General features: G+C 43.9%; 17 protein-coding genes and 1 riboswitch. Of the genes, 4 read left to right on the top strand and 13 right to left on the bottom strand.

Going from position 1 to position 22,564, the window contains the following annotated elements:
• Window positions 1–4 precede the first annotated feature (4 nt).
• Entirely contained in the window at window positions 5–1,213 is a 1,209-nt protein-coding gene (locus CI960_RS06630; protein ID WP_005857946.1) for an efflux RND transporter periplasmic adaptor subunit, read from the bottom strand.
• Window positions 1,214–1,291: 78 nt separating this feature from the next.
• Window positions 1,292–1,696, bottom strand: coding sequence for a DUF6769 family protein (locus CI960_RS06625; protein WP_005857949.1), 405 nt, complete (start codon window positions 1,694–1,696; stop codon window positions 1,292–1,294).
• 70 nt (window positions 1,697–1,766) lie between these two features.
• Between CI960_RS06625 and CI960_RS06620 the strand changes: the two genes are divergently transcribed.
• Window positions 1,767–2,186, top strand: a complete 420-nt coding sequence (locus CI960_RS06620; RefSeq protein ID WP_005857951.1) for a hypothetical protein — start codon at window positions 1,767–1,769, stop codon at window positions 2,184–2,186.
• Window positions 2,187–2,242: 56 nt separating this feature from the next.
• Here CI960_RS06620 and CI960_RS06615 read toward each other — a convergent pair whose 3' ends face one another.
• The 8 genes from CI960_RS06615 to CI960_RS06580 form a co-directional block, all read right to left on the bottom strand.
• Window positions 2,243–3,013 (bottom strand): sulfide-dependent adenosine diphosphate thiazole synthase, encoded by a 771-nt coding sequence (locus tag CI960_RS06615; RefSeq protein WP_005857953.1) that lies wholly within the window; start codon window positions 3,011–3,013, stop codon window positions 2,243–2,245.
• A 62-nt stretch (window positions 3,014–3,075) separates the two neighbouring features.
• Window positions 3,076–3,172, bottom strand: a riboswitch (TPP riboswitch).
• A gap of 90 nt (window positions 3,173–3,262) precedes the next feature.
• A complete protein-coding gene (locus CI960_RS06610) occupies window positions 3,263–3,787 on the bottom strand; it encodes a ParB/RepB/Spo0J family partition protein (protein WP_005857955.1) in 525 nt (174 codons plus the stop codon).
• Window positions 3,771–5,072, bottom strand: a complete 1,302-nt coding sequence (locus CI960_RS06605) for a DUF3440 domain-containing protein (protein ID WP_005857957.1) — start codon at window positions 5,070–5,072, stop codon at window positions 3,771–3,773. Before CI960_RS06605 ends, CI960_RS06610 begins: the two co-directional genes overlap by 17 nt.
• Window positions 5,069–5,473 (bottom strand): hypothetical protein, encoded by a 405-nt coding sequence (locus tag CI960_RS06600; protein ID WP_005857959.1) that lies wholly within the window; start codon window positions 5,471–5,473, stop codon window positions 5,069–5,071. Before CI960_RS06600 ends, CI960_RS06605 begins: the two co-directional genes overlap by 4 nt.
• Before the next feature lie 85 nt (window positions 5,474–5,558).
• The gene (locus CI960_RS06595; RefSeq protein WP_005857961.1) at window positions 5,559–6,116 is read right to left on the bottom strand and encodes a glycoside hydrolase family 3 C-terminal domain-containing protein; all 558 of its coding nucleotides are present in this window, start codon (window positions 6,114–6,116) and stop codon (window positions 5,559–5,561) included.
• Window positions 6,113–6,406, bottom strand: a complete 294-nt coding sequence (locus tag CI960_RS06590) for a hypothetical protein (RefSeq protein ID WP_005857963.1) — start codon at window positions 6,404–6,406, stop codon at window positions 6,113–6,115. Before CI960_RS06590 ends, CI960_RS06595 begins: the two co-directional genes overlap by 4 nt.
• Window positions 6,406–6,720: a hypothetical protein gene (locus tag CI960_RS06585; protein ID WP_005857964.1), complete on the bottom strand. Its 315-nt coding sequence runs from the start codon at window positions 6,718–6,720 to the stop codon at window positions 6,406–6,408. Before CI960_RS06585 ends, CI960_RS06590 begins: the two co-directional genes overlap by 1 nt.
• A 58-nt stretch (window positions 6,721–6,778) precedes the next feature.
• Entirely contained in the window at window positions 6,779–7,426 is a 648-nt protein-coding gene (locus CI960_RS06580; RefSeq protein ID WP_005857966.1) for an AAA family ATPase, read from the bottom strand.
• Window positions 7,427–7,571: 145 nt separating this feature from the next.
• On the opposite strand from CI960_RS06580, the gene CI960_RS06575 reads away from it, so the two are divergent.
• Entirely contained in the window at window positions 7,572–10,112 is a 2,541-nt protein-coding gene (locus CI960_RS06575; protein ID WP_008779642.1) for an ATP-binding protein, read from the top strand.
• 35 nt (window positions 10,113–10,147) lie between these two features.
• Here CI960_RS06575 and CI960_RS06570 read toward each other — a convergent pair whose 3' ends face one another.
• The 3 genes from CI960_RS06570 to CI960_RS06560 all read right to left on the bottom strand — a co-directional run bounded on the left by CI960_RS06570 (window position 10,148) and on the right by CI960_RS06560 (window position 17,177).
• Complete coding sequence (locus tag CI960_RS06570) at window positions 10,148–12,424, bottom strand: GH92 family glycosyl hydrolase (protein ID WP_005857970.1); 2,277 nt, start codon at window positions 12,422–12,424, stop codon at window positions 10,148–10,150.
• Window positions 12,425–12,542: 118 nt separating this feature from the next.
• Window positions 12,543–14,813, bottom strand: a complete 2,271-nt coding sequence (locus tag CI960_RS06565; RefSeq protein WP_005857972.1) for a GH92 family glycosyl hydrolase — start codon at window positions 14,811–14,813, stop codon at window positions 12,543–12,545.
• A gap of 9 nt (window positions 14,814–14,822) precedes the next feature.
• Window positions 14,823–17,177 carry a GH92 family glycosyl hydrolase gene (locus tag CI960_RS06560; protein ID WP_005857974.1) on the bottom strand — a complete coding sequence of 785 codons (2,355 nt, stop codon included), beginning with the start codon at window positions 17,175–17,177 and terminating at the stop codon, window positions 14,823–14,825.
• 358 nt (window positions 17,178–17,535) lie between these two features.
• Between CI960_RS06560 and CI960_RS06555 the strand changes: the two genes are divergently transcribed.
• Window positions 17,536–20,700, top strand: a complete 3,165-nt coding sequence (locus CI960_RS06555) for a TonB-dependent receptor (protein WP_005857983.1) — start codon at window positions 17,536–17,538, stop codon at window positions 20,698–20,700.
• Between the two features lie 28 nt (window positions 20,701–20,728).
• The gene (locus CI960_RS06550) at window positions 20,729–22,309 is read left to right on the top strand and encodes a RagB/SusD family nutrient uptake outer membrane protein (RefSeq protein WP_005857981.1); all 1,581 of its coding nucleotides are present in this window, start codon (window positions 20,729–20,731) and stop codon (window positions 22,307–22,309) included.
• Window positions 22,310–22,564 lie beyond the last annotated feature (255 nt).

Genomic DNA, 22,564 nt, shown 5'->3' with positions numbered 1-22,564 from the left:
CCTATTAATGGCTATGGCTATGAGCCGGTATCGCGTTAGAAGCGGAAGACAACTTGATCTGGTAAGCGCCACGGGTCACGACCTCATCGCCCGGTTTCAATCCGGAAAGGATCTGTACCTCCGAGCCGTTATTCGCTCCCAGCGTCACCCATTGCTTCTTATAGCCTTCCTCATCCAGACGGATAAATACCGAATAAACGCCCTGCTCCTCGATAAGGGCGGAGACAGGCACGCTCAAGACATTCTCCATCGGCTTTGTCAACAAAAAGATCTCCACGAAAGAACCGGGGATAACCGCTCCTTTATTATCGAACTCGAAAGTCACCGGTACATAGAAAGAGTTCATATCGGAAGCCTTTCCATACGATAACAACCGTCCACGCAAATCAGACAATTTATAGAGAGCGTTATCATACGGAGTCATGAAATTAGCGGTTTGGATCATGGGAAGATCGTTGTAATACCTCTCAGACACGTCCGCACGCAATACCAAACGATTGTTTTGCGAGATCGTAGCCAAAGGCTGACCTACGGATACATAATCACCCTCTTTCACTTGGATGTTCTTCAAGTAACCATTCAAGGGAGAGACTACAGACACACCTTTCGCCGTCTGTTTTCCCGCTATCGCCTCATAAGCGACCTTGGCGTTCTCGTAATTCAAGCGGGCCTGCTCGAAATCCTTGGCGGATACGATCTTATCGCCTACCAAGGCTTGCATACGCTCGTATTCCTTTTTCGCTGTCTCATAAGCGAATTTAGCCCTTGCCGCCACGTCTCCATCCGAGAGGGCGTTGGAAGCGATACTCAACACGGCCTGTCCCTTGCGTACCGCCGTACCATCCACGAACGGCAAGCTACCAAACGAGATCACGCCGGGGACGGTAGCGACGATCACGGACTCCTCCCCTTGCGCCGCCATTACTCGTCCGCTCGTCTTAATCACATCCGTGAAAGGAGCGGGATTAACCGTTACAGTCTGCAAACCAACGGCCTCGGCTAAAGCCTTCTTAAAGACAATCTCGCCGGGATGGGTACCACCGGCCTCATGCTCATGCTCATGGTCATGGCCTTCGTGTTCATGTCCCTCATGATCATGATCGTGAGCCTCTAATTCATGATTATGCTCATCGTGTCCGGCTTGCGACGCATTTCCCGCACAACCGGCAAACAGGTAAGCGCACATCGCACCTACCAAATATATTTTCTTCATTGTGTAAAAAATCTTGATATCGTTAATAATAAATAGATAGGGGCAAGTCTGTCCTCACCCGCTCTCACAAACGAGGTATCAAGACATAGGAGGGGCACGAAGTCCCGAGGCACTCACTATCCAAGTGTCGTGCAGCGACTCAATGTAAGGGGCGTTCTCGTGATCAAGGAGCTGTCCGCAAAACGCCGGTTCAGGTGGATAAATGTAATCAAATAAGACGAGTAACGGCATCAGATGTATATCCACATCTCCATCCATAAAATGAGAAATATGCGTACTGAAATAGGCCAAGTTATGCCCGTCGCAACCGCAATCATGCGTATCAGTGCTTTTATCGCCATGCGCTTGCTCCGCGGTCAAGGATTGATAACAAGGCATCCCGTCCCGGTGATGATGGTGAGGGATAACCACAGAAAGCAATGCCAAGATGCCGGCCATCAGCACCACGTATTGTACAACCCTCTGTTTCATTTTCTCACGCATGGCACAAAGATAAGGATATTTTTCCGTTTTTTACATGAATGTTGTAAGTTTGCGGTAAATAAAAAGATAGATGAAGTTTGGAGTAAATAAAAAGGTATTATTATATACCGCCGGTTGCGTATGGATTTTCGCCGGTATCAATATCTTACGCATCGGTATCGTCACATGGTTAAACGATACCCATTATTGGTTATTCAAGATCGGGGAAGCGACCATCGTTTTCTTACTTTTCTTCAATTTGGTCTTTAAACGGCTTTTCTATAAACATTCCGAACGGATCTCCCGGAAAAACGGGAAACATTGCCCGTTCTCTTTCTTCGACGTGAAAGGTTGGATTATCATGATCTTCATGATCGCTTTCGGGATCACGATCCGTGCGCTCCATTTACTGCCGAATTCTTTCATTTCTGTATTCTATACGGGATTATCCACGGCGTTGATCATAACGGGATTCTTATTCTTGAGACAAGGAAAAACCGTTGGGAATTGAGAATTGAAAATTAAAGATACAACAATCAATAATTCTCAATTCTCAATTCTCAATTTTCAATTCCCAAGCTTTTCGCAGATCAACTCAGCCGCCTTCTTGCCGCTCATCAGCATGCCGCCAAAGATCGGTCCCATACGGAAGCTACCGCTTACGCCGTTAGCGGCCATACCGGAAACGAATAATCCCGGGTAGATCTCCTTCGTGTTCTCCACCGTCGTCTGCTCACCCAGCTCCACATTCAAGGAACGCTCGCCGATCACGCCTCCGGTCGGTGTATTCAATTGGATATCATTCTTACGGGCTACCACACGGGCGATCTCGCAATCATGCCCCGTACCTTCCAAGACAGCCTTTGCCATGATCGTCAACGGATCCACGTGCATCCCCTCACGGATTACCGGAGCCCAGTTCACTACCACACCAGCTACGGCATCGTTATGAAACACCACGTCCTCTACCGAATAGCAGTTAAAGATCGTAGCGCCCGCCTTCGTCGCCTGATAAATCAAAGCGGAAGTGGTATGTACCGAATCCATGATATACGTGCCGTTAGCACCCTCTTTATAACTTACGCCCAATTCCTTGATAATCGGCATAGCCTCTTCCTGCACCACGATATCGTTGAACATCATAGCGCCGCCCCACATACCTCCACCGGGAGCCAGCTTACGATCAAACAACGCCACCTTCTTACCGGCTTTCGCCAAGAAATAAGCGGCCACGATACCGGAAGGTCCCCCTCCCACGATCGCTACATCCACAGACAAGTTGCTCTTCAACTTCTCGAAGTAAGAGTCAATGATTCCACTTGAAACAATCTGTTCCATCTTAATAACTAATTAAAGTTTAAACATCAGGGAGCACATAGAGGTAACGCCCCCTTTATTTCCTAGTTCTACCTTATTTTCCCTTCGCCGGCATTACCCGGATCAGGTTCGATGGGTATAATCTCAGCCCGTATGACTCGGGCACCCCTATGTGAAAAGTCGGGGGCAAATGTACAAAAAATTAGTATATATGTACTCAACAGAGCCATAAAAGGCAAAAAACGCTCAGCCAAACAAAATGTAAGAAGCTTAATCTTCTTCCGACCAGTCATCAGACCAACCGAATTCTTTATCCCGGAATAATTCAGCTAATCCCGAAATCTGCTTGAACCGAAGTAACTCATTTTTATCCATTCCAATATTACGCATGATCCACTTATCAGACATCCCAGATTTGACCAACTCCGTAACAATCTCCGTCATAAGTTCCAAGTTGTGCATCCCTCGAGCCCTGTTATGGCGAATGGTTGAAGCCATTCGGTTTGAAATATCTTTCTCAATCACCGTTACAGGCAACATTCCTTTCTCACGATCATAAATCCTTTGAGATTGCTTCATAACCAGATAACGATGATAACCATCTACTATCTCATATAAATCATCCTCTTCAAGATAATAACAGACGCAAGGCATCGTATAGCCATCCTCCCAAATGGAAAGTTCCAATAATCGCATTTCCGGTGGTGCCATGATATTAGGGTTATAGCTGTTGGCTACAATTTTTTCTATAGGGACAGCCCTAACACCATATGCCGGACTAACAAAGTTTCCCATGCTTATAAAAATTATATTTGTCCATTACTTCTTTTCTCATATCCCTTTCTCGTTTTGTCTGGGAAAAACCCATATACTTACATGTATGATCGTTTTTCAAAATACAAACACACATACGTTTGTAAGTAGGGATTTCTTTAAACTCAGGTATATTGATATCATCGATATACTCCATCCGTACCGGTTTCTTATCCGTATGGTAAGCGGTACATTCTTCCACAATGATAGGAATATTAGCCGCCCGTAACTTAGCGATAGTCTCCTCACTGAGGCATCCTCCTTTTTCTCTCCAGAATTTACGGCTGACTCTTAACTTATTCAAATAGTTCTCACGAGTTTCTTCGGGTAAAGTATTTAGGAGAAAATACATATATTTCTCCCAAGAGAACCCGGCTGGGCACTTGATAGCCCTCCATCCCATAGCGGAGGTATTCCCATATATACCGGCAAAGCCAACACCGTTTACACGTCCAACCATCCTCCCCCACATGTCGGGATCGACAACTTTGTAAATGAACAGTGTGGATATCGCTTGGGATATGAATGGGCTCGCCACACGTTGCCGGGACAAAGGCACCCCTGCTTGATAATACAAATCATACAAATGATTATATGTCCAACCGAACTTTCCGTTCGCTATCCAGATATCCTGAGTTTTCCAATCATAAATAGGATATGCGTTATATATAGAATAATTCATTCTGCGAGTCCATTTATAATTAGCTAGTTTTCTGTAATTCTTATCACTATGTATGGCCCGCCACCTATTAAAACTCTCTTGGGTACGGATACCAACAAGGCAACATATACGCCGGCCCATTTTCCGTTGATACAACCAAAAAGGGAACATATTCTGAAAATCATAATCCCACATGTCCTCCTTGAAAAAGTCAAAGTCTTTCGCCCGGAGACATGAATGGGGCATCTCTCGAACCCAGATATCCCGGTACTCCTCGCTCCAAGGTCTCCAATATTGTTGAAACATAGATGTACATGTCTGGACTTTAAAAGGAACACAACAATGATAAATATCAAGGATATCGGAATTAGCGGCATAAACCTTTTCCACATATTCGGTCGTCTGGCTGTATTGAACCTCATAATCCATATGAAATACACCTAATTTTCGTCCCGGAGCGTATCTACGAATATAATCTACACACAAATTCAACAGTACACCACTATCCTTTCCGCCGGAAAAAGAGACGTATACGTAATCGAAATAATCAAAAATGATCTTCAATCTTTTCTCTGTCGCCTCGTACACATCCATTCTTCGCATCATGACTCTACCTCCGGTAAATAATGCATTTTATCATAATTTTTCCACTCAACACATGTCTGGAACTTTTTTTGTGAGAACACTTTTACATGACGTTTATGCACAACAGCCATAAGTGAAGCTTGAGATGAAAAATCCTTTATGACTTCTTCAAGAAGTTCACTCAATACCGAAGGATCATCACCACTCACGAAATAATTGTCTATAGAGTAATAGAGATGTCCTTTTTTTACAGGCATAAAACCAACAACAGCTGTTTCATGAAAGGCTATATACCAAACGTGGCTACGAGATGTTTTAAAAGGGTAATTGTTATTTTGTCGCAAAATGGCTGGATTCATGACCAAAGGTGCGACAAGTTCATATAACAATTTGTCCGTTCCCTGCAATGTCATAATTTTCATGGTCTGCACTTAATAATATTACCATGCAAATTTAGGCATTATATATAGATACCGTAGCCACAAAAACACAAAAATGTAATTTACTCTATTTATATTTAGTCACTCGCTCATAATCGATAACGCCTTTCCAATTCATACAAAAAGCGAAATCATACAGATGGCCCTCGCTATCCGTATAGCATTTCATATCCCGGGGAACATCCTCGAATTGCTCCTCCACGATACGCATATCTGCCGGCATCTGCAAAGGCAACAAAGCGGAAGGCTCGGCTTTTCCACTGATGATATCCAAGACCGCTTGGTTTTGTACACCGAAGTTCACCAGAATGGCATCCGCCGAACCCTCGAACTCGGACATAATCGTAGGCTTATCCATCTCCAAAGATACGATTACAGGCTTACCTTTCATTTTAGCCTTTGTCTCCAAAACAGAAAGCATATCCTGCTTATTAGCTGTTTTCACGGACTTACCTTTATAAGAACGGTTCGTGAAATTCTCAAACGGATCTCCCCCCGCCAAACTTGGGTTACGGGCATAGGTAGCGGTATAATCATTATACTGTAAACTGATAGGCATATAACCGTTTCCACCTTTCTCACAATCGGATTTATCATACCCCGTACCACTGTTCGGGCTCGTCATAAAGACGATGGCGAAATCCGCCTCATCGGGATTATCAACGACCGTAAGATACCATGACCGATACCCTCTACTAAAGCTTGCGCATTATTATTCCAGCGAGCCGCCACTTTCGGGCTTTGCACTCTCGTAACCAATACATGACGAACATTATCCTCGGTGAGGAATTTACGCTGCGCATCGGAAAGATCGGATGGCTGGGCTCCACTCTCATCAAAAGATTTGCCATTGTAGGTAGAAGTTCCAAACCCTTTCGAGGCACCGGGGATAGATTGATGGGCGCTATAAAGCATCAATCCGGCGATTTCCTCTGTAGATACTGTCCGGCCAAATCAACGGCACGTTCCTCGGGCGTAAGACGCCAATCCTCATACGGATCAAGCCGCCCGTTCCGATTCAGATCTTTGAAGGCATATCCGTCAACAGTAAGAAGTCTCACCCCCGAATTGGCGGAATATCCTAATACAGCTCCTTCTTGCTGGGTAACGATACGGATAGAATCTTTCTCCACCTCCGTCCACTTCGTGCCCGAACAAGCACAGGTGGAAACTAACAAGGCGCCCAACATACCATGGGTCAGCCGAACAGTAATAAAAGGTTTTCGCATACTTTCTTAGTTTTAATAGGTTAATCTCTATTCAATAATGGTTTCTCAAGAATACGATTTATCCGAAATGAGACGGACGCTTATTCAATCTGCGCTCGATAAAGCTTTTCATAAATTCCACGGTCTCGTCGATCCCTAATACGGATACATCGATCGAGAAATTATAAGAAGAGGCCATTCCCCATGTCTTATTCGTATAATAATTATAGTAAGCCGCACGGGATTTATCAGTCTTCTCCATCATGTTCTTCGCCTCTTCCACCGTCACACCATGCCTTTCCACGGTCTTTTGGACCCGGCTCTCCACTGAACTATGGATAAAGAAGCTCAAACAAGCCGGATCATCCCGGAGGATATAATCAGCGCAACGCCCTACCAAAACACACGACTCAGTCTCCGCCAATTTACGGATAGCGTCACTCTGTATCTTAAAAAGACCGTCATTAGACAAAATATCATTATAAGGCGTAAACATCCCTCCCATAAAAGAAGAGTACCCCATCGTAAAAGCGTACGATAAACCACTGGAGGCACGTTCGTCCGCCTTCTCGAAAACATCCTCGCATAATCCACTCTCACGGGCCGCCACGGTAATCAGTTCCTTATCATAGTAACTGATACCCAACTCCTTCGCCAAACGTTGTCCGATCTCGCGGCCACCGCTTCCGAACTGGCGGCCTATCGTCAATATGATTTTATTATCCATAGATTTCAAGTTTAATTCAACCATTTACAAACGTACAAAATTATTTTTAAAGCCACGATAATAATATAATAAACACTAAAACAAAAAATAATCAAAGTTTATACTTACATTTGTTTTCGAATAAATTTAGTACACTCAATTTATCATGAATAACATTCATTCCAATACAACATTTCTTAATGAGGCTATAGACAAGAAGACCGATGTAGAAGATGAAAAGACCGACTTGATTTTGGCCAATATGATTGATTTGCGAAAAACGATGTCGGATGTATTGTCACTTCTTCTTGGAGCCAAAAAAAACTCGGTTATTGACCAAGCGCTATTCCGCATCTTACAATTTTTCGATGTGGATCGGGTGTATATCGGAACATTTGACGAACAAACTCATACTGTTGATTTTACGAATGAAGTTACTTGTGATGGCATTATCTCTATGCGAGAGGATTTACTGCGTCAACTCCCGCAAGACGAGATTCCTTGGTGGTACGACAGTATCAAAAAGGGCATGGATATCGTTATTCATGATGTCTCTAAAATGCCGGAAGAGGCGAAGAGTGAGCAGCATCTTCTGATTTTGCAAGAGGTTTCATCCTTATTAGTCATCCCTATTTTCAAGCAAGGCAAACCATCCGGATTTATCGGCTTTGATTCTGTAAAAAAGAAACGGAACTGGAGTGCCTTAGATATAGAGAACTTACATATGTTGGCTGATATCCTTTCCATAGCCATTGAAAGAGGGGAAGTTCAAGGATTAGTAGAACATACGGCTATGCAAGTCATGAAAAGCGAGACGAAGTTTAAGATCATTTTCGACAAGATGCCTTGGGGCGCCGAACTTTATGATGAGAATGGAGTGTTGGTAGATATCAACCAAGCGGATCTCGATATTTTTGGTGTTACCCGTGAGCAGGCCGTGGGACTGAATATGTTCGAGAATCCTAATATCCCGAAATATGTAAACCAAAGCCTCAAAAACGGAAAAGATATATTCTTTCCTCTTAATTATGATTTCAAGGTTGCTTCTCAAAACGGCTATTACGATAGTCATCATGATTCTAAAACAAAGCATCTGTTGGTAAAAGGAGTCACATTAAAAGACTCTCTTGATAATATATTCGGCTATATTTATATTGTATTCGACGATACCGAGAATCACATCAAGCGGGAACAAATCGAAAATAGCCTAGCCCGGCTAAAAGTATCGGTAGATACCGGGGATTCCATTCTTTGGGAATACGATGTAGAGAATGATAAATTGACCGTAGATTTTGGCCTCAATGAAGACATTAATAATAATGAGGGGCTAAAAGCGATTCATGATTACAACTTCAAGAATCAAGAAGACTATAAATCCTCAATCCATCCGGATGATTTTGACCGGGTATATAATAAACAGTTCAAACCTCTCCTGCAAGGGAAGATCAATAACTTCGTAGCGGCCTACAGGCGTATCCTCAATGGCAAAACATTCTGGTTCAACTCCAATGTACGCTCCTATAAATTCAACGATGACGGAACGCCTAACAGGATCGTAAGCTATACCTCCAACATAACCCAGCAACGGGAAAAGGAGATCGAGCTAATCAAGGTAAAGGAAGCTGATAAATTGAAGTCCGCATTCTTGGCGAATATGAGTCATGAGATACGCACGCCGCTGAACGCTATCGTCGGGTTCTCAAATATAATCGCCGAGATTGATGATGAGGTAGAGCGTCAATCTTATTTAGATATCATTCATAAAAACAATGATTTGCTACTGCAACTGATCGATGATATCCTTGATTTCTCTAAAATCGAGGCGGGAACCATGGATTATCATTTCGAGGAAGTGGACATCAAGGATATATGTGGCGAAATCGCATTGGCAGACTCTATAAAGATGCCTTCAGACGTGGTTCTTATCTTTGATCTCGGCTCCCCATCCGTAATCGTTAAAACCGATGAGCGGAGGGTTATGCAAGTGATATCTAATTTCGTGAATAACGCTATCAAATTTACCACAAAAGGAAGTATCACGATTTATTATGAGATAGAAGGGGATTTTATCCGAGTCTGCGTGAAAGATACAGGTATCGGTATCTCCGCGGAAAACCAAAGACGTATATTCGAGCGATTCATCAAGGTAGATACTTTCCAGCAAGGTACGGGATTGGGATTAACCATCAGCCGAACCATTATCGAGGCATTAGGAGGTAAAATCGGCGTAGACTCTGAAGAAGGGGTGGGTTCCACTTTTTGGTTCACTCTGCCTTTGGACACAAAACGGACTGATATTGAGCTTTCACCGGATATCCCCGTCCAATCCGAAGAAACGCCCCGTTCAGATAGGCATCATTCCATCTTAATCGCCGAGGACGTTTATGAGAATTATTTCCTTTTGGAAACCTTGTTTGGCAAGCAATACCAACTTTATCATGCGCTAAACGGGCAAGAGGCTATCGATATGTTCGAGACATATCATCCGGACCTAATCCTGATGGACATAAAAATGCCGGTTATGGACGGATTCGAAGCGACTCGCAGAATCCGCACCTTATCCAAGACCATTCCGATCATAGCGCTCACGGCATTCGCTTTCGAAAGGGAAAAGGAGATCGCCAAACAATGTGAATTCACGGATTATGTAGTGAAGCCCATTGATATAAAAGAACTAAAGAAATTAATCGTTAAGGTATTGGCATAAAAAAGCGTGTTGCGATTGTCGCAACACGCTTTTTTTTACTTAGGCATCGGAGCGGCAGAAGGAGGAGGCGTTCCCAATCCCCATTCCTTATTCGCTTTCGGCCCCATCTCTAACTCTAACAAACCACCAGCGGCGATATCGCTATGATTGAACCAAGGCTGGTTCAAGGTTACGCCGTTCAACTTAGCGGATTGTACGTATTTATTCTCATCGGATGCGTTATTCGCACGGATCTCGAACGTATTGCCGTTACCCATATCCACTTTCACGTCGGTAAACATCGGGCTACCGATATTATAGGTAGGAGAACCCGGAGTCACCGGATAGAATCCCATCTGGCTGAAAACAACGAAAGCGGACATACCACCACCGTCCTCATCGCCCGGCACACCCATCAAATCATTGCGGAACCATTGATTCAATAAGGTACGAATACGTTTCTGGGTCATCCAAGGCTTACCCGCATAATTATACAAGTACGGGATATGCAAGCTCGGCTCATTCGCCATAGAGAACATACCTACGTTACCCGTATGATCCGGAAGCGTGGAATAGAATTGCCATTTAGACATACCCAGCGGCGTATTGAACATGGAATCCAAGGCAGAGGTAAACGCCTCATTGCCTCCGATCAAAGAGATCAAGTCACCGATATTATGCTGTACGTCCCAACGATAAATATATCCGTTATTCTCATCGTAATAATCACGGGCACCTAGACCGCCATCATAACGGTAATCCAATGGATAGATAAACTTGCCATCCTTATCTTTCGGATGGAAGAAACCTGTCTCCGGATTAAATACGTTCCGGTAATTGTAAGAGCGACGCAAATAATAATCCGCCTCGTCTTTCTTTCCCAATTCTTGAGCGATCTGGGACAAGCACCATTCATCATACGAAGTACCTAAAGTCACGGCGATCGGCTGACGTTTTTCCCAAATGGATACGTTAGGCACCGTCTCTTTCTCTCCCGGTCTCAATGCGGGAATATAGCCATGTTCCTTGTAGAAATCATCCAACCAACCGGCGGGAGCGGCAGACCACGGGATCAAGGTCTTTTCCTCGATACCTTTCTTACAAGCGATATAGGCTTTTTCCAGCTCAAACCCACGCAAGCCCTTGCGGTAAGCGTCGATCACGGTAGCGACAGCATGGTTTGAGTTCATACGGCGTGTATCTCCTGTCACCTCCGGGAAGGTAGGCATCCAATCGGTACCCATCTGCTCCGCCATCAGGAGATAAGAGTTGATGATATCGTTCTCACGCTCATTATCGATCAAGACACGCAGGGGATGTGTAGCACGGTAGGTATCCCAAATCCAGTCGTCCGTATAGAAAGACCGTCCGCCATCCTCATGGATCTTTCCGTCGAAAGCACTGTAATAATGTCCGTCCTCGCTCAAGTTTATCGGGCGTTCGTAGCAACGATATAAAGAGGTATAGAATACGGTCTTCTCATCCTTGGTACCGCCTTGTACTTGTATTTTACCTAAAGCGTCGTTCCAATCGTTGCGGGCGATCTTCGCTACCACATCCACGTCGTAAGCGGCGATCTCACGCTCCAGATTCTTCTTCGCCTGTTCCTCGCTGATAAAAGAGATACCGTAGCGAACGCCAAGTTTCTTCACGTCCTCCCCGAAGGAAAGGGCGATAGCGGCATTGATACCTTCCACGGAAGTCTCGTTATAGTTGACACTGCCGTTCGACAATACCCCCGCTTTCACAGGCTTCTGGTTCGTCTCGGCATATAAAAAGACTTTCGTTTTCTTATCTATATATTGATAACCGCTTACGGCGTTACCATTTACTTGTAGCTGTCCGTTACGGCTGTTAAATACCAGATAAGCCGGTCCCTCTTTCTCGAAAGTGAGCGAATATACGGCACTTTGATGGGACGGGGCGAAGTCCACGTCGATTTCCTCATTATCCAGATATACCTGATAACGGTACGGCAAAATCTTCTCCCGGTCATAGCTATAAGCGATCACGGGTCGCAAGCCGGATTCGTCACCTTGATAAGGGCATAAATTGAACGCAGAACGCTCACGATGGTTTGTCACGATAATAGGCAAACCGCCCAGACGGTCACCCGTGAAGTCCGCACGCTCCGGATATACACGTAGCATACTGTTCGGCAAATGCACGGTCGGGAAAGTAGGCACCAATAAATGGCTGATGTTTCCCATATAAGGATTCACGTAATCCACCGGGTCCATCGCAGAAGGAGAAGTCCCTCCGCCACCGGCACATGACACCCACAGGAAAACGGAAGCCAAAAGGGCCATCGAAGTTTTAAGCTTTGTCTTCATTTTGTCGATTATTAATTCGTTAATTATTCTTTGCTCCTCAGCCGGGTACTTTCCCGGCAATCCGTGAGACGTTGTCTCACGGGTAACAGAGCAAACCGCTCACTGGTAAGGGAGCTATTTACTCAGCCGTCTTCGGACGATTTTCCGGGGCAGCTCCGAACTCCTTATTCGGCGTGTTGCCCATCACAAAGGTAAGATTCCCTCCCTTCACGATATCATCATACAGAATATAAGAATTGTTATAAGGTTTACCATTTAGCAACACGGATTGGATATATACATTCTCCTTGCTGTTGTTCTGGGCTACGACCTCGAAAGTCTTACCCTCCGGCAAATGAACGGAAGCCTTATCGAATAACGGGCTACCGAACACGAATACGCCATTGGAAGGATTCACTTGGTAAAATCCCAAGGCAGACATGATATGCCAAGCGGACATCTGGCCACAATCCTCGTTTCCGATGATGCCTTCCGGCTGGTCGGTATAGAACACATCTTGAATGTAACGAACTTTCTCGGCTGTCTTCCATTGCTCGCCGGCGTAAGGATACAAGTAAGTAACATGATGGCTCGGCTCATTTCCATGGGCGTACATGCCGATCAAGCCACTGATATCCGGAGAGGCGTTCTCCCCTAACTCACCTTCCACCAAGAACAAAGAATCCAGTTTCGAGATAAACGGAGCGTCACCACCCATCAACTCGATCAAGCCTTCCGGATGCTGGGGCACGAAGAATGTATAATGCCAGCCATTTCCCTCACAGAAATCGCCTACGCTATGTATGGACTGGATCGGATCGTACGGCGTACGCCAGCTGCCATCATTCATTTTCGGACGGATAAAGTTGATATCCTTATCGAAATACTGCGTATAATATTTACCACGTTTCAAGTAATTTTGGTAATCCTCCGTCTTGCCCATTTTTTTCGCCATCAAGGCGATACCCCAATCATCAGCGGCATATTCCATCGCGATAGAAGTAGCCTCACGTACCTTATCACAAGGGATATAGCCTTTTTCCAACACGTACGGCACCCCGTTTTGCTTCTCATAGACAGATGAAGCAACCATATAACGATACGCACGGTCGGCGTCAAAGCCGGTAAAACCTTTCAGATAGGCATCTGCGATAATAGGCACAGCGCTATATCCCGGCATTTGGTCCGTCTCACCACCAATCAACGGCCAGATCGGTAATTTCTCTTGCTGGTCGTAAATGCTTAACATCGAGTTCACCAAATCCGACACATATTGAGGCTTGATAATCGTGAACAACGGATGCAAGGTACGATACGTATCCCATAGAGAGAAAGTGGAATAGTTCTTCCAAGTATTGTTCGTATACACCTTATCGTCATGGCCACGGAAATCGCCATTCGCGTCGCAATACAACGTCGGAGCGATAAACGCATGGTACATGGCGGTATAGAAAATCTTCTTGGCACGCTCATCTTTCGTATCGATGGAGATACAAGACAATTGGTCATTCCATTTATCGATAGCCTCGTTACGAACCTCGTCGAAATCCCAATGAGAAAGCTCCGTACGTAAGTTAGCCAAGGCATTCTCACAACTTACGGAAGAGATAGCGACCTTTACCAAGGCGGTCGGGGCATCTCCCTTAAAGGTAATCACTCCCTTAACGGACTCGCCCGTCAACTCATCATTACCTGCGGCCTCATCATCGTTGAATACAGCCAAAGACTCGATCGGCTGATCACATTTCAACGTAAAGAATACTTTGTGACGTGGGCTCCAACCTTTGGAAAAGCGGTACCCCTCGATCGTGTACTCATCAATCTTCTTCAAATAAGTGTCATACGCTTTATCACCGATACCCTCCTTCAAGTTGATCAAGAGGCGATGCTCACTTCCCGACGGATACGTATAACGATGTAAGGCTACACGCTCGGTCGCTGTCAACTCCGCCTTTACGCCATTATCCATCAGCAAAGAGTAATATCCCGGAGCTACGGCTTCGTTGGCATGTTTATAATAGGAAGAAGCGGCTCCCTCTATATTATCTTGCTCGCCACGGGCGGTACGTACCTCGCCCGTATAAGGCATCAGAAGGATATCCCCCAGATCAGAACATCCGGTTCCGCTCAAATGCGTATGACTAAATCCGATAATGATACTATCGGAGTAATGATAACCGGAACACCAGTCCCATCCCTTAAAAATATTCTGAGGACCTACTTGAACAGCTCCAAACGGAACGTTCGCCCCGACAAATACGTGTCCGTGTTCTCCCGATCCGATATAAGGATCTACATATGCGGTAAAGTCTGTCTTGTTTTCCATCTTCTCCGGTGTAGCACAGGAGTATGCGAAAAATGTCAGGCATATCGCTATGCCTGACATTAATGGTTTATGAATGAAATTCATCTTAATTGCTTATTTCTTCTTTTTACTAGGTTTTACAGAAATAGGGGAAAGTTTATTGATCCCTTCCTCGTTTACGGAGAATGAGTAAGGCATATCCTCCGGATTAATACCACGATTCATATTCGGCTTGTCACCCATCTTGAAGTCAATCACGCCACCCTTAAACAAATCGTTATGATCCAAATAATTCTTGGTGTAGTTCTTGCCGTTGAACGTCATAGATTCGATATAGATATTCTTATCGCTGTTGTTCGGGGCGTTGATCACCAAGTTGTTTCCATTCTCAAAATGGATCGTAGCCTTCTTGAACAGCGGAGCGCCCAACACATATTGGGTCGTACCCGGAGCTACCGGATAGAATCCTAACGCTGAGAATACATACCAAGCGGAAGTCTGGCCATTATCCTCATCACCGCAATAACCATCCGGACCCGGAGTATACATCTTATTCATTACTTGACGCAACCAATATTGAGCCTTCCAAGGTTGACCCGCATAGTTGTATAAATAAATCATATGCTGGATCGGCTGGTTACCGTGAGCGTAGTTACCCATATTCATCACGGTCATCTCGCGGATCTCGTGGATCACACCACCGTAGTAGCTATCATCGAACAAAGGCGGCACAGCAAATACGGAGTCAAGCATCATCACAAATGAATCCTTACCGCCCATCAAGTCGATCAATCCCTGAGGATCGTGGAATACAGACCATGAATAGTGCCAGCTATTACCTTCCGTGAAAGCGTCACCCCATTTCAGCGGAGAGAACGGAGCCATGAACTCGCCATTCTCATTCTTGCCACGCATCAACTTGGTTTCCTTGTCGTACAGGTTCTTATAGTTCAACGCACGACGGGCATATAAATCCAATTCCTTTTTCGGACGGCCTAGTTGTTTAGCGATCTGCCAGATACACCAGTCATTGTAAGCATATTCCAATGTACGAGCGGCATTCTCGTTAATCTTCACATCGTAAGGAACATATCCCAACTTATTATAATATTCATGCCCCAGACGTCCTGTAGAAGAAACCGTCGGATGAACGTTTTCCGTACCATGGATCAAACCTTTATATAGAGTCTCCAAATCGTCAACCTTCACGCCTTTCATATAAGCGTCTACCAAGATAGATGCCGAGTTATTACCGACCATGCAACCACGGTGGCCCGGACTTGCCCATTCCGGGAAGAAGCCGCTTTCCTTATACGTATTGATCAAACCCTCTTGCATTTCCTTGTTTACAGACGGGAACATCAAGTTCAAGAATGGGAACAAACTACGGAACGTATCCCAGAATCCGGTATCGGTAAACATATAACCGGGTAATACCTCACCATTATACGGGCTGTAATGAACCACCTCGCCTTGAGCGTTGATCTCATAGAACTTACGAGGGAACAACAATGAACGATAGAAGCAAGAATAGAAAGTACGGTATTGATCCAAATCTCCACCTTCAACCTCGATCTTGCTCAGATGCTCATTCCAAACATCCTTACCTTTCTGAACCAAAGTATCAAAGTTATCGTTACCTAATTCCTTCATATTGATAGCGGCCTGATCGAAGCTAATAAATGAGGAAGCCACCTTAGCGTGGACGATCTCACCTTTCTTCGTCTTGAAACCGATAACGGCTCCTACATGGTCACTCGTTTGTTCCTTCGTTCCCTCTTTCAAGGAAGCGTCAGCAAATGTAGCCTCGTATGTGAAAGGTTTATCAAACTCGATCACAAAGTAATTCTTGAAATTATCGGGAACCCCACCGCTATTCTTCGTTGAATAACCGATGATCTTATTCTCCTCCGGAATTACCTTGATATAAGAGCCCTTATCCAAGGCATCCACCACGATATAAGAATGCTCGTTTTCCGGGAAAGTGAAACGGAACATAGCCGCACGATCTGTCGGCGTTAATTCCGTCACCACATCATGCTCCGCCAAATATACCTTATAATAATAAGCCTTGGCGATCTCCCCTTTGTGAGAGAACCAGCTCGCACGTTTATCTTGGTCGAACTCCGGTTTACCAACCACCGGCATGATCGCAAATTGTCCGTAATCATTGATCCACGGACTTGGCTGATGGGTCTGTTTAAAACCACGGATCTTGTTAGCCGTATATACATACTGCCATCCATCTCCCATCTTACCAGTCTGAGGAGTCCAGAAATTCATACCCCACGGACGAGCGATAGCCGGATAGGTATTTCCTGTAGACAACTCATAGGAAGATTGCGTCCCCATTAGCGGGTTTACATACTCTACTGGGTCAAAAGACTCATTCACAGCCGCTGCCGCAGGTTTCCCCACCCACATCAGCATCGCCGCTAAAGCTAAAGCCCAAACGCTTTTTTTCTTCATGATATAGCTATTTAATTAATAATATAATTTATCCGTTTTTGTGTTTTATATTCATAGTTAGACTACAAATATCCATTTAATTAACATGAATAGAAAGTGATCCTCGTGTCATTTATTTAGAAATATCCCTTTCTTTCTTATGAATTTCTGGCATTATACGAATATAGGTGCAAATCTAACAAAAAGAATTAGAAAAAAGAAATCCAATGAGCCAGATCATACTCTGTTCATCGCACTTTTATCACTATCGAAAAAGATTAAATATCACATGCTAGTTCCGTACGAACTATGTCTATTCTAGAATATAATATTACATATAAATGTAATCAATCTAAACTTAATTTAAAACAAGAGCAAAATGACAAAGAATGAATCTAAGCTATTATCCCTTCAAGGGATAGCTAAAGCCTCAGCGTTCTGTTTGTTGCTTTCCGCTTTTTCTGTAAACGCCGCCATGGCCGCTCCCGCTCCCGCAGGCACGGTTGATGAAGTAATGGCAGTGCAGCAAGGCAAGAAAGTAACAGGTGTGGTTATTGACGGTACAGGTGAGCCTGTTATTGGCGCTAACGTGGTGGTGAAAGGCACTACAAACGGTACGATCACTGATTTCGATGGAAATTACACGATCGAGGGTGTGTCCGCAAACGATGTGTTGGTCATTTCTTATATCGGTTACTTATCTCAAGAGGTTCCTGTAGGTAATCAATCGATGATCAAGGTGACATTGAAAGAGGATACCCAAACATTGGATGAGGTTGTAGTAGTAGGTTACGGTACGATGAAGAAATCTGACGTGACAGGTTCTATCTCTACGGCTAAAGGAGATGATTTGGTAAAGAATCAAAGCTTTAGCGCATTGGATAACTTGCGTGGTAAGGTATCTGGTGTAAACATCTTCTCTAACTCTAGCCAGCCGGGCGCTTATTCAAACCGTGTGGTTATTCGTGGTATCGCGACAATCAACTCTTCTTCTAATCCGTTGTATGTAGTGGACGGCGTAGTAATGGAAAACTTCGACTTGGTGAACCCGAATGATATCGAGTCTATGGAGGTATTGAAAGACGCTTCCGCTGCCGCTATCTATGGTGCCCGTGGTGCCAATGGTGTCATCATGGTAACGACCAAACGTGGTAAGAAAGATGGCGAAGGTGTCGCTATTAGCTACCAAGGTTCTGTTAGCGTGAGCTCGATAGCACGAAAAATGGATTTGCTAAATGCACAAGAGTGGACAGACACTTTTATGAAAGGTCTGGAGAATGAGAACAAATGGTTAGGAACCAATTGGTCTTTAAATCGTACCGATTGGTTTACCGACCGTAATTACTTTGATGCAAACGGTAATCCTATTTACGATACGGATTGGCAGGATGAGGCAACTCGCACGGCTGTTTCCCACAACCACCAGTTGAATATTCAACAAGCGGGTAAGAACTCTTCTATGGGTGCGTTCTTGAACTATACCGATCAACAAGGTATCATGTTGAACACCTATAACAAACGTTTGAACGCTAAGATGGCTTACGACGCAGATCCTACAAAATGGTTATCTACATCTGTAAACGTATTGGTTAACCACACGTGGGGCCGTTATACTCCTGAAGATGGTGGTGGACAGGAAGCTCGTCGTACCATGATCGAAATGTTGCCTTGGCTACCTGTATATGAGCCGGGTACAAATAAGTATACGACTAGCACGTCTCCTTCTTTGAGCGGTTTCAACTTGGAGGGTATGTCAAACCCAGTATTTATCTTGAACGATCAGCGTAGAATGAAATATAACACCCAGATCTTCGGTAACGCCGCATTGACATTCCACTTAGCTGAAGGCTTAGACTTGAAGACTCAATTTGGATTGGATAGCCATAATATCACTTATCGTGGTTATTCTTCTGTCGGTTTGAACAATATCTCTATGCCGAATGGTTGGGCCGAATATGAGAACTGGAATACTTTGTATTGGCAGGAAGAGACTTATTTAACCTATAATAAGGTGTTAGGCGATCATCGTATCAACGCTATGGCCGGTTTGTCTTGGCAGGAACGTACTTATAGAAGAAATAAGTCTAAAACGGAAGGTTTCTCCGACGACTTCTACGAGGATTACAATATGATCGTAGGTACAACCCCTAAATCTCCTGAATCCGACTGGACTCGTTGGGCGATGAACTCTTATTTCTTGCGTTTCGCTTATACCTATAAAGATCGTTACTCCGCTACCGTAACAGGTCGTATTGATGGTTCTTCCAAGTTTGGTGATAACAACAAATATGCATTCTTCCCATCAGCCGGTTTGGCATGGAATGTCTCTCAAGAGGATTTCTTGAAGGATAGTAATTTAATCAGTAACTTGAAACTGCATACCAGCTATGGTTTAACTGGTAACTCTGAGATCGATCCGTATAAGTCTTTGGGTAAGATTAAGTCGGAGACTTTATTATTGAATGGTACACGTGCGCCATATTCCTATATGGAAACGATGCCAAACCCGGATTTGAAATGGGAAAAGACCGGACAATTTGATGTTGGTTTCAATTTAGGATTATTCCACAATCGTTTGAATTTTGATGTGTCTTACTACAATAAGAAAACAACCGACTTGCTGTTGGATTGTCCGGTGCCTCACTCAACAGGTTTCTCTACAATCTTCAAGAACATCGGTTCTGTTCGTAACCAAGGTTTAGATATCATGGTGAACGGTACTCCGGTACAAGGCGAATTTACTTGGAACTCTACGGTGAATTTGAACTTTAACAAGAATGAGATTCTTCATTTGGGTGACACCGACGCTGATGTTTACTTGTACGACTGGGTAGGAGGTGGTTCTATCCTTCGTGTTGGTGAAAGTATGGGTAGTTTCTATGGTTTGGTACGTAATGGAATCTTCACGGAAGAAGATTATAAGGCTGGCAAATGCGAGAAAAACCAAATCGGACGTCCAGACCGCTCAGAGTCTCGTGAGATCATTGGTAAAGGTTTACCAGATTGGACTGGAAGCTGGGTCAACAACTTCTCTTATAAGAACTTTGACTTAACGGTTGACTTCCAGTTCGTATGGGGAGTTGAGACTTTGCAGCGTTTCATGCACTCTACTTATGACCGTTTTGGTATGACTAATGGCTTGAGCAATATTCTGTATGACGGTTATAACGGTACAAATGCAGGTACGATGGAGCAAGCTATCTTCTTAGCTTATGACAAACCTCATGGTGGTGGAGATACAACGACTGACTCACAATGGGTAGCTAATGGTTCTTACTTACGTTTGAATATGCTTCAGTTAGGTTATACATTTGACTCAAGCGTAGCGAAGAAGGTAGGTTTGTCAGGTTTACGTCTGTATTTAAGTGGTAATAATTTGTTCCAGATTGTTTCCAAAGATTTCTTAGGTTACGATCCAGAGAGTACATCAGAGGTAAGTAGTTCTAGTGGAGTTTCTTCTGGTAGCCAATTTGGGCAGAACATGACATTCTTCTCATATCCGAGAGCTAGGACATTTACATTTGGTGTTAATGTAACATTTTAATTAATCTCATTAAATTAGACATTAAAAAATGAAAAAAATATCAACAATTGCGGTTGCCTGTGCCGGGTTATTGAGCTTTACGGCTTGTAACAACTTTTTGGACGAAGAGCCTAAGTCAACATTGACTGATGTCGCATACTATAAGACACAATCTCAAATGGAATCTAATGTAAACTATTTGTATCGTACGGGTGCGATCGGTAGTTATGTGGATTTCGGTAGTGCTTATATCGGGCCTTTCGCTTCTATTCAAGAAGAATTGACAGGATATTTCTCTAATTCTTATGAAGGACAGGAAATAGTTTGCCGTTATACCAGAGAATTGACCCGTCAACAAAACACGATGCAGTTAGCATCTAAGATGGACAAGGTTTGGGATGACTGCTATCGCGGAATTAACGTGGCAAATGGAGCGATTAAGCATATGCCAGAGGTACCTATGGATCAGGCTACTGCAGATCGCTTGACGGCTGAGGCTAAGTTTTTCCGTGCTTTCAACTATTTTTACTTAGTAAAGACTTTCGGAGCGGTTCCATTCTATACAGATCCCTATGAGCTGGCTGAGAACATGGAGCTTCCCCGTACGGAAACCTCAACCATCTATAACCAAATCGAAAGCGATTTGAAGGATGCTATGAATGTATTGCCAGAGGTTACTTTCGCCGCCAATGGTCATCGTATCACGAAGTATGTGGCCGCTATGACGCTGACTGATGTTTATATGTATCAGCATAAATATGCAGAGGCTGCTGAAACTGTGCGTATTGTCGTTAATTCAAATCATAAATTAACAACAAATGATGATTTGGCGATGAATAGCGCATTTAACAAATTGCGTTCTACAGATGACTTGGATGAGGCTATCTATGCCTATGAGTATGATAATCAGATTAGTCCGAGTAACTGGTTACCTACTTATGCTTTTGATGGTGACGCTTCTAGTAACGGTTTGTTTGGAACATATGCCATCACCCAGAAAGTACATGGACCGAATGACCGTTATCTGAATATTTATGAATCAAACGATTTACGTCGTCAACCGAATCAGTTCTACCACTGGACTTATACAAATCCAAAAACTGGAAAGGTTTGGAATTCTGTAGGTAACGCTGCTTGTTGTTGGTATTATTACGATGAGGATGCCTTACTTACTACAGGTCGTGGCACAAAAGACTGGAACGTATATCGTTATGCTGAAGCTTTATTGGACGCTGCAGAGTCAATCGCTCAATCAACTGGAGTGACTGCTGAAGCGGCCGGCTATTTGGCTCAAGTGAAGGCTCGTGCGAATATGGAAGGTAAAACCGCTGCGGAGATTGCATCATCTTTACAAAGTATGGGTAAACAAGCCTTCATCGAAGAGTGTTGGACTGAGCGTCTACGTGAGTTGCCTTTGGAATTTAAGATGTGGGATATGTGTGTACGTACAGGCATGTTCCCGAATATTTCCGAGACAACCCCGGGACAAGTAACCTACATTCCGTTAGTGGGTGCTAAGAACGCATCTGGAGCAACAATCAAAGAATCCGACCTATTATGGCCGTTATCCGTGAACGAGATCCAGCGTAACCCGAGTCTGACTCAGAATGAGGGATATTCTGCAAAGTAATATTTTTTATTTTAATAACTGATGGTTTTAAAGGGGAGGATGAGTTTTTCATTCTCCTCTTTTTCATTGTCCTCTCTTTTCGATTTGTCTGGCGATTATCAATTTATCATTTTGTAAATGAAAGTCCTTGAGGATTGCTTTTTTAGAACTGAGGCACGTATCATCTACGAAAAACAAGAAAAAATATTCGCAATCTGCTGTATTATAACATATTGTTAAAAAAGCACCTTTTATTCTAGCGAGATTTATTCATTC

The sequence above is a fragment of the Parabacteroides sp. CT06 genome (assembly GCF_002257605.1).
Classification (GTDB): domain Bacteria; phylum Bacteroidota; class Bacteroidia; order Bacteroidales; family Tannerellaceae; genus Parabacteroides; species Parabacteroides distasonis.
This window is presented reverse-complemented; position numbering and strand designations above follow the sequence as displayed.